General features: G+C 46.2%; 5 protein-coding genes. All 5 read left to right on the top strand.

All coding sequences use genetic code 11. The features are described 5' to 3' along the window. Positions 1 to 69: 69 nt before the first annotated feature. The 5 genes from NYE58_RS27000 to NYE58_RS26980 all read left to right on the top strand — a co-directional run bounded on the left by NYE58_RS27000 (position 70) and on the right by NYE58_RS26980 (position 16,987). Positions 70 to 5,151, top strand: a complete 5,082-nt coding sequence (locus NYE58_RS27000) for a pectinesterase family protein (RefSeq protein ID WP_341003478.1) — start codon at positions 70 to 72, stop codon at positions 5,149 to 5,151. A gap of 81 nt (positions 5,152 to 5,232) precedes the next feature. Beyond that, positions 5,233 to 6,990: an S-layer homology domain-containing protein gene (locus NYE58_RS26995; RefSeq protein ID WP_341003477.1), complete on the top strand. Its 1,758-nt coding sequence runs from the start codon at positions 5,233 to 5,235 to the stop codon at positions 6,988 to 6,990. 38 nt (positions 6,991 to 7,028) lie between these two features. Then, positions 7,029 to 13,766 (top strand): pectinesterase family protein, encoded by a 6,738-nt coding sequence (locus NYE58_RS26990; RefSeq protein WP_341003476.1) that lies wholly within the window; start codon positions 7,029 to 7,031, stop codon positions 13,764 to 13,766. Between the two features lie 154 nt (positions 13,767 to 13,920). Further along, entirely contained in the window at positions 13,921 to 15,723 is a 1,803-nt protein-coding gene (locus tag NYE58_RS26985) for a cache domain-containing sensor histidine kinase (protein ID WP_076219245.1), read from the top strand. Continuing rightward, positions 15,716 to 16,987, top strand: coding sequence for a response regulator (locus NYE58_RS26980; protein WP_076219246.1), 1,272 nt, complete (start codon positions 15,716 to 15,718; stop codon positions 16,985 to 16,987). The genes NYE58_RS26985 and NYE58_RS26980 overlap by 8 nt, the downstream gene beginning before the upstream one ends. Positions 16,988 to 17,082 lie beyond the last annotated feature (95 nt).

Below are 17,082 nucleotides of genomic sequence, written 5' to 3'. Positions count from 1 at the left end.
AACTCCCTAATGATTAATGCCACTAATTGACAGCGTTTTCATCACCTGCAAATGAACAGGAGGTAAGTTATGAAAAGAATTAAGAGTGTCCTTATTGCATTATGCGCTTTATTGCTCATCCCGATCGTACCTGAAATCGCCTTTGCCGGAGAAACCAACACGGCTTATGCCGCTGCGAACATTAATGATTCCTTATCGGCTAATATTTACTCCCCGACGGATTTACGAATGGCACCTGCCTCTAATACGGATACAACCGTAGTGTTAGCATGGGAGAAACCTCTATTTTATTCCAACATTACTAAGTACAATATTTATGACAGTGATGGAACCCGGGTTGGTTCGACGGACAAAACTTACTATAAGTTTTTAGGATTAACTCCAGAGAGGACATATACCTACACGGTACGAGCCCAGGATACATCTGGCAACGAATCTTTAGATAGCAATACGGTCCAAATCACAACTAAAAAGACGGGCATCAGGTTTAATGTTAAGGATTATGGAGCATCCGGAGATGGCAACACATTGGATACCGTGGCAATTCAAACCGCGATTGACGCAGTTACTCCAGGAGACACTTTATACTTTCCACCCGGGAAGTATGTGACTGGCGGATTGTTCCTGCACAGCAATATGACTGTATTTGTAGATGCAGGGGCTCAAGTGATGCCTAGTTCACACAAGGCTGACTTCTTGCCGTTCGTAACGGCCAGACACAGTATTGAGGAACCCGAGGCTTATCAAAGTTTATTTAACGCCGGAGTTATGGATCATGACAAGTACGATGATTATAGTGTAACTGATATTACATTCCTTGGACCCGGAACAATTGGTGACGAGGAGAGCGGCTTGAAGCTGCGTGAGGAATACGATAACGACAAGGTTGAAGTTGGAACAACCTACGGTGGTGGACATCTGCTATCTTTTAATAACGCACACAATGTCTATATCGATGGATTGAAAATCCGCAATGGAATGATGTGGACCGTAGTACCTGTATACAGCAAAGACATCACCGCCTATAACCTCGATATTAACACCACGCAACATAATGGAGACGGCTTTAATCCGAATTCTTCCGAGAGCGTTTACATTTTGAATTCTACCTTTCAAACCGGGGACGACGGCAGTGCAATTAAATCCGGGATCAATCAAGAAGGCCGGGATATCGGCAGACCCTCCAGATTTATTTATTATCGCGGAGATACCTTTAGTGGTGGACACGGCGGGGTCGTTATCGGAAGCGAGATGTCTGGCGGAATAAGCGACATCTACGTGGAAGACTGCAATCTGATTCCCCTCGACGTCAAGTCGAACACTGTGGCACCGGGCTTTAAGATCAAAACAAGCACATCCCGGGGCGGCTACATTCGGAACATTCAAGTGAGGGATTCGCTTATCAACAAGATTGATCTGAATTCCAACTATGACAAGCTTCCTGTTCCTGATATTTACCCACCGGACATGAGTAATTTCCGGTTTACCAACCTGCGGAACAACGATATCTCTGGAACGGATAACATTATTTCGTTGACAGGGGCAGCCTCCACTTCAACAGCTGATAACGCTTTGAAGAATTTGCAGTTCATTAATTGTGCTTTTGCTAAAGCTCAATTAGCCTACACGGAGAATATCTTTTTCACCAATAGCAGCTTGCCCAAAGGAATTAGCGCTACGAACAGTGCGAATATCGTTCAGGATGGTGTGGTCGTAACTGATAAAGCCTTCCCGGTTCACGAGGATTTCACTGAATATAAAGCCGGGGATACGCCGGGCGGATATTGGAGTGCTTCGAGCTATGCCCCGGGTCTGATCACTATTGCGGCGGACGGAGATTTGAATCCGAACAGTATTTTCCTTAATGACCAGGATAGCGGTTATGTAAGTGTATCCCGTGGTTTTGGTTCGCAGACGGGAACCTTATCGGCAGAAGTGCATATGAAGTTCCCGGCCCCTCCCAACTTAACGAACGGTGTGCCGAACGGTACTTATGCGAACAAACCTACCTCGAATAATCGGGTATTTCAGCTGCTCGGATCGAATGGTAAAGTAGCCGTCTGGTTAAACACTGAGAATTCGGGAGCATTAAGTTATGTCATCAACGGAAAAACATCTCCTATCATCATTCCTGCGATCCCGCTTGATAAGTGGTTTACAGTCAAGACTGTGGTAGATTTTCCAAACAAGCTTGTGGATGTTTATTACAACGGAACGAAGGTGTTAAGCAAACAGCCATTCTATGATTCAACCCTGGCGATGGCGGATATTAGCACCTTCAAATCCATAGGGCCTAATAATAATACGACAGTGGCATCTCAAGTTTACTTGGATAATCTGTACATTAGTGCTTCTGAGGAAGCTACCAGCGGTTATGGAATCCAGCTAACACACTCAGGTTCGACGAATTCAATCTCCGATAAAGGAGGGCGTTTAACCTTTAGTGCCACCAAAACTACGGGAGAAACTTCGCAGGTTACATGGGCTGTCTATAATAGTGATCTGACCCCTACAGATGTGGCTACTATCGACGATAATGGAGTACTGACCGCTAATAGCAATGGTAAAGTCATCGTCGCAGCGACGATGAATGACGGAACAGCGATTATCGGATTGATGCCAATCACCATAACAGGACAAGAAACAGTTGTTGGCTATAAGTCCTTACAGGTAACGACCGCATTAGGCACGAAGCCTAATCTGCCGAATCAGATGCCGATTTTGAGAGAGGATGGAGCGGTAAGTTATGCTCCGGTAATCTGGGATTTAGTTCCGGCGTCTGAATATCAGCAGATAGGAGCATTCACTTTACAGGGTACAGTAACGGGATATTCAGCAAGAGCTGAAATTCAAGTGGAAGTGGTTTCGGCTGGCATGACCGGTTATCGGCCTGTCATCGCGACAACTGCGAAGGGCATCGCACCGAGTTTGCCAGATCACGTAACGGCGATCTTCAATGATCAAATGACCAAATCTCTGCCAGTGTCCTGGGAACCCATCTCTCCAGACTTGTATGCGGATACAAATATTGACGGGTTCAAGGTTATGGGTACGGTACAAGGGTCGGACCTACCGGTTACTGCGCATGTATATGTTCTGTCTGATATCGCTCCAGACGCGAAGGTTATCGTCGTTGCCGCAGATGGAAGCGGGGATTATAAAAGTATCCAAGCTGCTGTCGATGCAGTCCCGGACCAGAACCGCAATCGCATCATTATTTTTGTGAAAAACGGTTTGTATTATGAGAAAGTTCTTATTCCAGATACCAAGCCTTACATCTCTTTAATGGGTGAGAGCAAGGATGGAACGATTCTCACCTACGATGATAATCCGAAAAAAACGGCCCCGGATGGTACCTCGTTAGGTTTGGGCACTTATACGGATTATACGCTCATGATTAAAGGCCATGATTTCTATGCCAAGGATCTAACGGTCATTAATTCCTCGGGCTCCGGAGCAGGTCAATCCGTTGCCGTCGACGTATATGCGGATAAAGCTTTTTTCGAAAATTGCAACATCATCGGTTATCAGGATACACTGTTAACCCGCAATCTGACCGATAACGCGGATCCTAACAACTATGCCAATAATGCAACCATTCAATCCTATCGTTCCTACTTCAAGGATTGTTTCATCTCGGGTTCGGTAGACTTTATCTTTGGTCCGGGTATTGCTGTTTTTGATAACAGCGAGATTCATTCCAGATTGGCTGGGCATGTGACGGCAGCTTCCACTCCTGAGGGACAGGAGTATGGCTATGTATTCCTGAACAGCAAAGTGACCGGCGAAGCGTTGCTTTCGTCTATATCCGCTGTTGATTTGGGAAGACCATGGCGTCCATATGCGAAGACTGTATATCTGAACAGCTATATGGGAGATCACATTGCTCCAAGTGGCTGGAACAACTTCGGCAATTCAAAAAACGAAGCAACCGCATATTACGGTGAATATCAAAGCTTTGGTCCGGGAGCAAATCCGCAGGCTAGAATGAACTGGACCCATCAATTAACGGACACGGAAGCCGAAGCGTATACATTGCACAGTATTTTCAGCGCAACGAGTGCGATCAACGGGAGAGAGGATTGGGATCCTACCCAGCTCGCTTCCGACAATCCAATCGAATCGCTTCTGCCAGTTCATGTTGAGACACCAGTAGGTGTGGCTCCTATTTTGCCAACAGTTGTAGGCGCTGTTTATGCAGATGAAACAGTGAAGCAAGTGCCTGTCGTTTGGGAAGCTATCAACCCTGAGTTATATGCGGTAGAAGGGCGATTTACAGTTACGGGCGCTGTCTATGGCACGGAGTTAAAGGCCGAAGCCAAAGTTACTGTTCGATCGGGAAGTTTTTTAACCGGACCGGGCTCTGTGGAGAAGGGGCAGTCCTTTGAAGTCGTATATGGCATGTCTCGTGTTACAAGTGATGTATATGGCTTGGATTTGACGCTGAACTACGATCCTGAGCAAATTCAGTTCGTGGCAGCGGAATCCTTGCTGGATGGAATTCGTGTCATCGATTCCTTTGATAATGAGGGACAAACACGGATTCTCATGGCAAGCACAACCCCAGGGGTTGGCATGAGCGGCGATTTGCCGAGAATTCTTCAACTTCACTTCACTGCAAAAGATGTAACGGAAGCGACGGTTGCTTCATTAGAAGCGACCCGCATTATTATGAGCGATGGCGAAGGTAATGAATCTTCTGTGGAAGGCACTGCTTATCAGGTTAACATTACTGTGACTGATACAGGTTCGGGAGATGTCATTAGAACAGCACTCCAGTCTATCCTTCACGAAGCCGCCAGCACTTTGGCGTCGGCATCGATGGGTACACTTTGGGGGCAATATTCGCAGTCAGCTATTGCTATCTTTAAGGATGCCATTGCGAACGCAACCGTTGTCTTAAACGACAGCGATGCTACACAAGAGGAAGTGAATCTAGCGGCTCAAGATTTGTCTACTGCACTTCAAAAGCTCGCTACAGCGATGAATCTCGAGGCCAGCATGGATGATCTTCTTCTTCTGAGCTCCAAATATGGCATCACTTCAAGTGATAACGGTTGGAGTGAGGTAAGTAGGTATGATCTGAATAAAGACCAGCAGATCGACATCGTCGATCTGGCTGGAATGGCCCGTAAAATCACTTCAAATTAAGTTTGCTAAATCTGGAGGGCGCTGACTTAACGGCAGCGGCGCTCTCTCCTATCTTGCTATTGAAAGGGTGGATGAATCGAAATGGCTAAACTCAGAATCGCGATGCTTATGCTCCTTGTCTTTTTTCTAGCGAGACCTGTGGTAACGCAGGCTAGTAGTGAACCCAACTTCCAAACTGTGTTATCAAAAGAAAGTCCTACCCTCAACAGTACCTTTACTGTTGAGATTGCAGCGAACCTAATGACGGATTTGTACGCGTACGAGTTGAATCTGACCTATGATCGCTCAAAGCTGGAGTTCGTGAGTTACACAGCAGGCGAGGGCGGCTTCAACATTGACGCCCTATTGACGAATAACGGCGTGCGGCTAGCGCATACAGAGCTTGAGGAGAAATCTGGCAAGAACGGAGATCTGAAACTGGCCACAGTTACTTTCAAAGCGCTTGAGAGTGGCGATGTCAAAATCGTTCTATCCCGTGTGAAGTTAGTAGATTCGCAGCTGGCTGCGGTTAACTACACCCCTGATGCATCGGCGATCGCGCATATTGTTAGTATCGATGACAACAACGGAAACAACGGCAATAACGGTAACAATGGAAACAACAGCAACAATAGTAATAACGGAGCGGGAGGAAACGGCAGTTCGATCCAGCCTACAACTCCGAGTAATGTCAACGGTTCTACGATCAAACCGGTGATTCGTTATGACGCAGCTGCACAATCGGTTCAATCAACCGTGGATCTAGAATCACTGCAGAAAGCTCTTAACCAAACTACCGCCAACGACAAAGGAGTAAAAAAAGTAATCATTGAAGTCGAGTCGAAGCCCGGGGCAAAAGAGTACGTTCAGACGATTCCAACTTCGGCTATATCCAATGATGTCAAAAAGGCGGAAATTGAAATTGTAACACCACTGGCTAACCTCACTCTCCCTGATAATATGCTGCAAGCTGGGGTTACCTCCAATGAACAAATAAGTCTTCATATCACAAGTGTTGATCCTAAATCCTTGCAGCCGTCCGTGCAAAACCAAATCGGCAACCATCCCGTCATACAATTAACTTTAACGTCGGGTGGCAAGACCATAACCTGGGATAATCGCCAAGCTCCGGTCACAGTCAGCATCCCCTACGTTCCTACTGCACAAGAGCTGCTTAATCCAGAGCATATCGTTGTGTGGTATGTAGACAGTCAAGGGAAACTTACTTCGGTTCCTAGTGGTAGATATGATGCGAAGTCCGGTCGCGTCAACTTTAAGACTACACATTTCAGCATGTATGCAATTGGTTATACGAATAAATCCTTTAAGGATCTTGAGTCTGTGGCTTGGGCTAAAAATCCGATCGAGGTTATGGCTTCCAAGGGAATTATTAGTGGTGTGTCCGATACAGAATTCCGCCCATCTCAAGCTGTTACTAGAGCCGACTTTTTGGTATTGCTCGTTAGGACGCTAGAACTGAGCGGAAAAGCTGGAGATACCTTCGCGGACGTCCCATCCCAAGCTTATTATTACGAGGCCGTTGGCATTGCTCGGGCACTTGGCATTGCGGAAGGCTCAGGAGACAACTTGTTCAAACCGCTTGAGCCAATCACCCGTGAGGACATGATGGTCCTAACCGCCAGAGTCTTGAAGGCGTCAGGTCAACAGGTTACAGGTGGAGATACATCCGTGCTTCAACCGTTCAGCGATGTTGCGAAGATTTCTTCCTATGCGTCTGAATCTGTCGCAAGTCTAGTGAAAGCGGGTTTGATTCACGGGAATGGCCGCCAAATCGAGCCTAAGTCTACGACGACACGAGCGGAAGCAGCTGTGTTAATGTACAACATATATAACCTCTGATAGTATTCGTGCACTTCTATTCTAAGGAGGAAGAAGATATGAACAGGACCGCACCCTGGGGGCAAGAAGACACCATAAGCCGAAAAGTAACGGCTATAGCCATAATCGTGGCGATGATAATGAGTCTTTTATATGGTTATTCTCCGCGAACCGCTGCGGCCGCTGCTGCCAGCTGGCAGGCGAATACCACTTATACGATCAACGATTGGGTCATCTATAATGATCTGGAATATCAGTGTATACAAGCACACACCTCGGAGGAAGGGCTGAAACCTTCAATTGCGGTGGCGTATTGGGCGAAGAATGGCAAGCCGATTCCGGGCAAGCTTGAAGCCGAGAACTGGGACAGCATGCAAGGGGTTCAGAACGAGGCAACCACGGATACTGGAGCCGGTTTAGATGTGGGCAATATTGAAGCCGGAGATTGGCTGGAATACAAGGTAAATGTGGCTTCCGCAGGAATCTACACCGTAGATTTTCGTCTTGCTACGAAGTATTCAGATAAGGAGCTTCAATTGCAAGATAGCAGAGGAACTGTTCTGGCAGCGGTTTATGTGCCAAATACGACCGGTTGGCAAAAATGGACGACCGTAAGTGTGTCGGCAAATCTGAGTGCGGGTCCGCAAACCCTGCGCATCACGACGAATACCGGCAACTTCAATATTAACTGGATGATGTTCACTGATGTATTATCAGCCTCGACCCCGACAGGAGTAACCGGCAAGGCTGGTGATACACAAGCGATGCTTAATTGGCCGGCGGTTACCGGAGCGATTTCGTATAATGTGAAGCGTAGTGAAACAACTGGCGGGCCCTACGAGCTGATTAAGAACATGGATTCCAACCGGTATGTAGATAGCAAATTGATGAACGATAAAACCTATTATTATGTCGTCAGTGCAGTAACCGATTCCGGCGAAAGCCCAAATTCCATGGAAGTAGCCATCACGCCAATTCTGCTACCCGACATACCAGCTGCTCCGACAGGGTTGACGGGAATAGCAAGGGACAGCCAAGTGACCCTGAAATGGGAGTCTGTCGAAGGTGCGGAGCAATACCATTTGCTCAGAAGGGATGACGGAGGGACTAAGTATTCGGTCATCGCGTCGGATTTGACGGCAACCCAATATAACGACGCCGGATTGACTGACGGAACGGTATATGAATACACCGTTCAAGCTCAAAATGCGGGTGGCTTAAGCGAAAATTCGGTCTCCGCTAAGATTTCTCCAGTTGCCCCTTTAGCGAAACCAGCTGGATTGATTGCTGTTCCTGGTAATGCCCGCGTGGATATAACATGGAACCCTGTGCCGGGAGCCTCCTCGTACTCAGTGAAGCGAAGTGTAATATCGGGGAGAACGTATTCGGTCGTGGCTAGCAACCTGACCGCTCCGGAATTTACTGATAGCACCGTACACAACGGAACGAATTATTATTATGTTGTATCTGCCTTAAGCGCTCAGACGGAAAGTATGAATTCCGATCAAGCACGCGTATCTCCGGTTCATTTCCAGCAGGGGGTACCTTCTTCGCCGAATGAAGTAACAGCACAAGCGGGAGTTAGCAAGGTTAACTTGCAGTGGACCGAGGTTGCTGAGGCTGATTCATACCTCGTTAAACGGGCGGCTTCGTTGGCGGGACCCTTTACAACGATCGCTAGCGTAACCCAAACAAACTATCTGGACAACAGCATAACAAACGGTCTGACCTATTATTATGTTGTATCTGCTGTTAATGCGAGGGGCTCGGGAGCAGACAGCCTGATCCAAATCGCCACTCCAGCTAAAGTAATTGTAGTTGCGAAGGATGGAACGGGAGATTATACGACCGTTACGGATGCTCTGAATTCGATTCCAACTGGGAATTCGACCCGGCGGGTGATCTATATCCAAGACGGTATCTATCATGAAAAGGTAGCCGTTCCGAATTCTAAGCCATTAGTTAGTTTAGTTGGTGAAAGCAGAGACGGAACGATTTTGACCTATGACGATTATGCTAATTCCGGAATAGGTACTGGAAACAGCCACACGTTGTTAGTTTCTGCCAGCGACTTTACGGCAGAAAATATGACGATTCGCAATACTTCGTTTGAGAGGGGAAATGTAGGTCCCGCAGTCGCACTTAACGTAACGGGCGACAGAGCAATTTTTACGAACGTTTATCTGGCAGGGTTCCAAGATACCTTGTATGCAAACGGCGGGCGACAGTACTTTAACCGATGCATAATTGAAGGGGACGTCGACTGGATCTTTGGGAATGCTGCGGCTTATTTCTACGATTCGGAGATTAAGTTCGTTGGTGGCTTTGGCGGTCATATGACGGCAGCCTCTACGGATGAGAAAGCTGAGTTTGGCTATGTTTTCATGAACTCGCGATTGACCCGCGGTACTTCTTCTTTGAAGGAATCGGTGACTCATGATCCTTGGAGACCGGAATGGGATATCGGCACTAAGCTGGCTGCTACTAACGGTTCGCTAGATCTGGGTAGACCTTGGAGAGCTAACGCCAACGTGAAGTACATTAATACCTGGATGGATGCGCATATCAAAGCAGTAGGTTGGGATAATTGGGGAAATCCTTCTAACGAATCGACGGCGCGGTATGGTGAATACAACTCTTCGGGACCAGGTGCCAATGCGAAGGGCCGCTATCGCTGGTCGAGCCAATTGACATCTGACGAAGCCAATCAATACACCGTTCAGAATGTGCTGAAAGGAGCGGATGGGTGGGATCCTACGCTGTTCGGCACGCTTCCTGGGCATGAACAGAATGAACAGCAGCCTGCTTCTCCAACCGGACTGAGTGTGACTTTCCCGAGCGGTGTTGATGCGACATTAGGCGATTCTCCCGTAGCTCTGTCGTGGAACACGGTTGAAGGAGCAAGTTCTTATCGTGTCTATCGCGGAAGCGAAGCGGGTGGTCCTTACTTGCCGATTGCATCCGATCTGATTCCGTCATCCACTTCCCCGCTGGCAACGATCCAAGGTGAGGATTGGACAGCGATGTACGGTGTCAAAACTCAGAATACGAGTGATGAAGGCGGAGGTCTAAATGTCAGTTATATCGATCCGGGAGATTGGATGGATTACGCGATACAGGTTCCTGCGGGTGGATTCTACACCTTGGATCTGCGCGTCTCTGCTCCGGACAGCGGTAAACAGCTTCAATTAAAGAGTGGGAATGGCAGCGTGCTGAGCACCGTAGATATTCCGCAAACCGGTGATTGGCAGAGCTGGACAACGGTCAGTGTGAATGTCAATCTTCCCGCTGGGAATCAAACTTTACGCCTTTATTCCGTAACGGGGAGCTACAACTTGAATTGGCTCCGCTTGACGGAGGGAGTGAAAGATAAGGTTCAATATTCGGATATGGTTGTGAACACAGGAGCTCCTTTTTATTATGTAGTAACTGCTGTGAATGCCAATGGAGAGAGCGTCTATTCAACTGAAGTATCTTTGTCTTCAGCTCCGGTGAAATTTGATCGTAATCATGTGAATCAAGCGGATCTGTCTGTATCCGTTAAACGTTCGGGAGACACAATGACGGGAATTATGCTCGGAACCCATGCACTGAATAAGGGGACCGATTACACTGCCAATGGAAGTATTTATACTCTTCGTGATGTCTTCTTGTCTCAGTTGCCGATTGGAAAAAATACACTAACTTTCACTTTCGCTTCCGGTACTAAAATTCTGTTAGCCATAGAAGTTGTGAATTCCACCATGCTGCCGGGACAGACCCTATCGAACATACCGACACTGGAGCTTTATAGCCTTGAGGGGGTAGCTCCATTTTTGCCAAGCATCGTTCCCGTTCAATTTACGGATGGATCGGAGAAAGCATTGGCTGTCGTGTGGAGTTCAATCGATCCAGCTAAGTATGCATCTGTGGGGAACTTCACTGTGCAGGGAACTGTAACGGGCACCGATGTAAAGGCGACTGCGAAGGTTAGCGTCAAATCCGCGGATTCCGTGGGGGTTGTAACGGGCGGGGATGACTTGCAAACGTATCAAAAAGATCTGCCATTCGATATGCCAGCGATTACGCTTCCAACATTTCCAAACGTAGATTTTAATATTGAAGATTATGGCGCTGTTGGAGATGGTATAACCAAAAATACGGCGGCATTCGCAAAGGCAATTGAGGCGGCTACACTGGCAGGTGGAGGGCGTGTCGTCGTACCTGCTGGTGTATGGCTGACAGGAAGTATCCAAATGGCAAGTAATATTGATCTGCATGTAGAGGCTGGTGCACTCATTCAATTTAGTCCCGACTATGATGACTTCAATTTGGTGAATGCAAAATATCAACCGATGCTGGCGGCATCGGGGCTCAGCAACATCGCGATCACAGGAAAAGGTGTTATCGATGGCAATGGGCAATATTGGCGTTATGTGAAGAAGGGCAAGGTCACAACCACGCAGTGGAATTATCTGTTGTCCTTGGGCGGAGTGTTGACCGATAACGGCAGTGTTTGGTATCCGTCTCAACAAGCTGTTGGGGTATATCGTCCTATCATGGTCGACATCTATAATAGCAGCAATGTGTTAGTCGATGGACCTACCTTTATGAATTCACCACAATTTGCGACTAGCTTTACGAAGATTCGGAATCTGGTGATCCGTAATTCAACGGTCAATAACGACGCTTGGTACCAGAACGGAGACGGTCTTGATGTCACTTCTTCGCAGAATGTTGTTTTATATCACAACACGGTGAATGCCGGAGATGATGGAATCGGGATGAAGGCCAGCTATGACCCGAGTCCGACAAACGCTTTGTCCGAAGTCGTAATTGCCGACAACATTGTTTTTCGTGGCCATGGCGGATTGTCTATCGGAAGTAACACATCCGGAGGCATTCATAACCTTGCGGTTCGCAACAATCAATATATCGGAACGGATAATGGGATCAATATTAAAAGCTTTGTTGGTGGTGGTGGTCCTATTGAGAATATCTATATCGATGGTCTCCATATGCAGAATATTGGTTATACGGCATTATCCATTAATGATTTCTATACGGGGCACAGCGAAGCAGTGGATAATGCACAGCTGGGAGTCGATAACCGGGTTCCAGAGGTTAAAAATATCCACATTCGTAACGTTACGGTGGACGGAGCTTCGGAAGCAGTGTCCATCGATGCACTGGCCAATGTGCCTCTGCGTAATGTGGAGTTGACCAATGTAAAAATGTCGACTCAAACTGGATTCGTGTCCAGTAATACGGCTGATATTCAATTCAATCATGTTCAGATCGTTCCGGCGAACGGAACCCTCTATACCATGAACAATGCAGCCGATATTTTATTGAATGACGTTCTTTGTCCGCCTGGCACAAGCACCTTTATCCATTTGAAGGGATTCGCTAGTAATATCCTATTGCAGGATACGGATTTTTCGCAGGCGGGGATACCGTTTCACTTGGATTCAGGCATAAGTCCTTCAGTTATTACGGTCTCTAATCCGGGTTCCATTCAGATTCCTAAAGCACCCGCAAACGTAAGTGCAACTACGGGCAGGGCCGAAATCTTGCTACGCTGGGATGAGGTTGCCGGAGCTGATTATTATGCAGTGAAGCGAAGCGTAAATAGCTCAGAGGGGTATGTAACCATTGCCTCCAATGTCACGGACAGCACTTATTTGGACAATGCCGATCTTACTGCTGGTAATTATTATTATGTGATTACGGCAGTTAATGTTGGAGGTGAGAGCGATAACTCTAACGAGGTCAGCGCGATTGTAAATGCTCCCTCCTTAAGTCTTCCCTATGCTACGGTTATGGGAGAAGGAACAACGTTTGCCGGCCAACAATTTGGTTTGGTTTATGGCTTAAATAATGATTACGTTACAGAAAGTGTCAGCACTGCTGTTTATGGTCAAGAGTTGACGTTTGAATATGACCCGGACCTAATTCTTTACGATTCGGTAGAATGCTTAGCGGATGAATGGGGAGTGGAATCCGTCGATAAGGATGAGGTGAATGGAAAAATCACAATCAAGCTCGCAAGCACTGGAGCTGGTATCCTTCCAAGCGGAGACATGCTCAAAATGCTCTGGCATTCATCAAACCTGAACTATGCCGGCGATACGACGGCCTATCTTCATTTGCACCCCGTTTTGATTGCCGATGGGAGCGAAACGGTATCAAAGCTATCTAATACGATCTATGGCATGAAGATCATGATAGACAAAACGGTCCTGGCCAGCAGGGTTGATGTAGCGAAGAGCCTTACGGCAGATCAATACAATCCATCCACTTGGTTAATCTTGCAAACCTATCTAACCTCTGCGAAAGTGATTCTTGCTGGATCGCAAGCTACACAGAATCAGGTGAATGCAGCTGCCTCGAACTTGCAGTTGGCTATGGATGGGTTAGACGGCGCCTCGGACAAATCGGCTCTGGCATTAAAGATTGCTATAGCACAAGCAACATCCGATTACGCCACTATTGGCAGTAAATGGGGGCAATATACGAAGACGGTAGTGAATGAGCTTAATAATGCAATCGGTAAAGCTATGCAGGTCGTGAATAATCCGAACGTAACTAAGGTTTCTGTGGAGCAGGCAATCATTGATCTGGATGCGGCGCTGGCAACTTTCTTGAGCTCGGCCAATCCAGCAAGTATCGGTGATTTGGCTATTCTGTCCGCTCATTACGGTATAAGCTCCGCACATACGGATTGGATCCGATATCAGATTTATGATCTGAATAAAGATGGTCTTTTGGATATTGTGGATCTTGCGGCGTTAGCCCAGCTTATTCTACATCCATAAAGTAGCCACAGACGAGTCCCAATCAGGGGCTCGTCTTCTTTTTTTGAGAAATTGAATAAAAACAAACAAGGTTTGATAAAAAACAAACCCATCTCTTCGAGCTAGGAGTTATTATAAGAGGAGAATCCGAAACGAATTCATTTGGGGGAAATACATGTTCTCGTATCTTTCTAGAAGCCCAATCAAAATTAAGCTGCTTATTTATTTTTTGCCTATTCTTGTGTCATCCGTTGCGCTTACCGGTTTTTTTTCCTATTTCACTGCCGTTAAGCAGCTCGAACAAAACGCTTATTATTTGCTAAGCGATACGACCGAGCAAACGGGCTTTTTTCTTAACGACAAGCTTTATACGATCTTCGAACAGCTAGTGTCAATCGAGAACAATTCGGCTTTTCAATATATTTTATTAGATAATGGACAAGACGAAGGAGAACATCGCTACGATGATATCATCGATCTTCATAAACAGTTCGAGGAAGCCTACCGGAATCATTTGCAAGTCATCGATTCAATTTTTGTCACGTTTAATAATGGCCGGACCTTCAACATACAGAAGGACTTTATTCCCCGGCATGTCGGTGTGAATCTTAATGAATGGCTGGCCCGATATAACCAAAAGGATGCAGAAAGCAGTTATTACTGGTTGAATACGCATGAGGATCAAGTGTTTACTACTGTCACGAAACGTAATGTTGTAAGCGTATTTAAAATTATCGGAAATCTTGATTCCGAGGTCAGTGGCATGGCTCTGATTAATATGAAGGAATCCTATCTGCTCGACATTTTACAGAATGTCAATATTAGTCCCAATGGCTCGCTGGCTCTGATCAGTCCAGATGGGGTGATGTATTCCAAGCCGTTATCCAAAGAGTACGCTATCGGCGATGAGATCGTGAACGATATCCGTAATAACGCAAATCACCAGGGAGATTTAAGGGCGGCCAGCAAGTCGGACCAACGTATGATGATTCACTTTACAACGTTATCGCTGAACGGGTGGAAGCTCGCCGCCATCGTTCCTGAAAGCGATATCTTAGCCAAGGCAAGCCAGATTAAATCGATAACGCTTACAATCGTAGCTGTTATTCTCGTAGTTTTTATTATCATGGCAACCTATTTTGCGAGCAGCCTGACGAATCCCATCCGTTATTTGTCCAAACAAGTGAAGAGTTTTAGACAAGGGAACCTAAATGTTAACTTTCAGCTGAAAGAGCAAAATGAAATTGGTGTATTAGCCAGTGGATTGGAGAATTTGGTCGATTCGGTTCGCCAATTGCTGGAGCAAGTTAAGGATGAACAGGAACAGAAGCGGCAAATGGAGTTATTAGCATTGCAGTCGCAAATTCAACCACATTTTCTATACAACACTCTCGGATCTATCAAACATATGATTGATTTGGGTGAGAAGGAAAAGGCATCGACAATGGTTAGTGCGCTGGCCCACTTTTTTCGGATCGGCATTAGCAGAGGGCGGGAGGTCATAACGCTTAGAGAAGAGATTGAGCATGTTCAAAGCTACTTGCAAATTCAAAATATCCGTTACCAGAAAGATTTTGAATTTGAGATTCAAGTTGAAGAGAGCATTATGCATCTTCCTATCATGAAACTGACCTTGCAGCCTATTGTCGAGAACGCCATCTATCATGGCATCAAAAACAAGAAGGGAAAAGGGATCATCAGAATAACAGGAAGGCCAAGCGGGGATGCAGCAATAATTGAAGTCTTCGACGATGGTGCAGGGATGGATGTAGAGAAGGTACAGGAGATGAATACTTCTATTCAAGCGCAGAATGTTCAAGAGGCTCCAGTGACATTCGGGCTGCGTAATGTTCACCGACGGCTGGCGCTGCAATTCGGCTACGGGTTCGGGATTCGGCTGGATAGTGAAGAGGGGGTTTATACCATAGTGACTGTAAGGATTCCATATACGAAAAATGAGGTGACGAATCGTGCATAAGCTGGTCATTGCAGACGATGATGAATGGATTAGGGAAGGGCTTCGCAGGAATATTCATTGGGATCAGGGAAACATTCAGGTGGCAGGAGTTGCAGTGGACGGGAAGGAAGCTTGGGAACTTATCCAAAGGGAGAAGCCGGATCTACTGCTCTCGGATATTCGCATGCCTTTTATGGATGGACTGAAGCTTGCCGCCCAAGTGAAGGAGAATGGCTTAGATTTGAAGATTGTCTTCTTAACGGGGTATGATGATTTTTCTTATGCTAAGGAGGCGCTACAGCTTCAAGCGTTTGATTACATATTAAAGTATGAAGATAACGATAAAATCCTGCGGACAATCATGAATGCGTCTGACGCACTGGAGGAAGAGCGGAGAAAACGTGAGAAGGATATAAAAAGCCATGGTCTTATCGTGAACCAATTTTTTAGCGAGTTGATCTCTGGGTCGGGGAATGAGGAAGCGATTGATAGGGAGGCGAAGCTGCTCGATTTAACGTTTTGCGGCTCGGTGTTCGTGATGGCTGTTCTGAGCTTGGATGGTGTCGGAAGGTTTCTTAAACCCAATAAACCCGTCGATCTGGAGCTATTATTGTTCACTCTCAAAAACCTTTGCAATGAGGTGCTAGAATCTGCAATTTGCGACGGGGTTCAGGTGTATGCGATTCAATATAACCACCGGATCAATCTGTTGTTCAACTACCGAAACGAGGGTGCGGAGAAGCTGAAGCAGGATACCGAGCTTATTGCCCGCCGCTTAACAGTGATGATTGAGCAATATCTCAAAGTTCACGCCAAGATCGGTATAGGCAGTATTGGTGAAGGGTTTAAACATATTGGCGTCTCCTACGAGGAAGCATTGATTGCGACACAGATGAAGGATGTCCGGATGGATCAATCGATTATTTTCTATGATCAGGTCAAATATTCAAGCAATTCGCATCAAGCTATTCTTCGCACAATTATGGATTATATCGCAAATCATTATCAGAATGAGAATCTGGACTTAAAAGAAGTAGCGGAGACGGTCCACATTACACCATCGTACGTCAGTACTTTGTTTAAAAAGTATACGGATGTTAATTTTTGTGAGTATATTGTCCAAGTGCGAATAGATAAAGCTACTGAACTGCTTGTGCATACCGATTTAAAGGTATATGAGGTTGCTGAGAAAATTGGGTATGTGAATACCCAGTATTTTAGTGTTTTGTTCAAGCGGCATACAGGGTTTACCCCGATGGAGTATAGACAGCAGCATAGCTCGTAATAGTTGGAAAGCGTTCACAAACAGCCTTATTCCAGTCAATGATTGGGATGAGGTTGTTTTTTTGCTGCTATTTTTTATTTTCAAAAAAACAAACA

This window comes from Paenibacillus sp. FSL L8-0708 (assembly GCF_038009325.1).
In the GTDB taxonomy this organism is placed as follows: Bacteria; Bacillota; Bacilli; order Paenibacillales; family Paenibacillaceae; genus Paenibacillus_AQ; species Paenibacillus_AQ odorifer.
Note: the sequence above shows the minus strand (reverse complement) of the source record. Positions and strands in the feature narration are given on the sequence as shown.

Excerpts from the sequence above, each read along its gene's own strand:
- NYE58_RS27000 (WP_341003478.1), top strand. The coding sequence starts at position 70 with ATGAAAAGAATTAAGAGTGTCCTTATTGCATTATGCGCTTTATTGCTC.
- NYE58_RS26995 (WP_341003477.1), top strand. The coding sequence starts at position 5,233 with ATGGCTAAACTCAGAATCGCGATGCTTATGCTCCTTGTCTTTTTTCTA.
- NYE58_RS26990 (WP_341003476.1), top strand. The coding sequence starts at position 7,029 with ATGAACAGGACCGCACCCTGGGGGCAAGAAGACACCATAAGCCGAAAA.
- NYE58_RS26985 (WP_076219245.1), top strand. The coding sequence starts at position 13,921 with ATGTTCTCGTATCTTTCTAGAAGCCCAATCAAAATTAAGCTGCTTATT.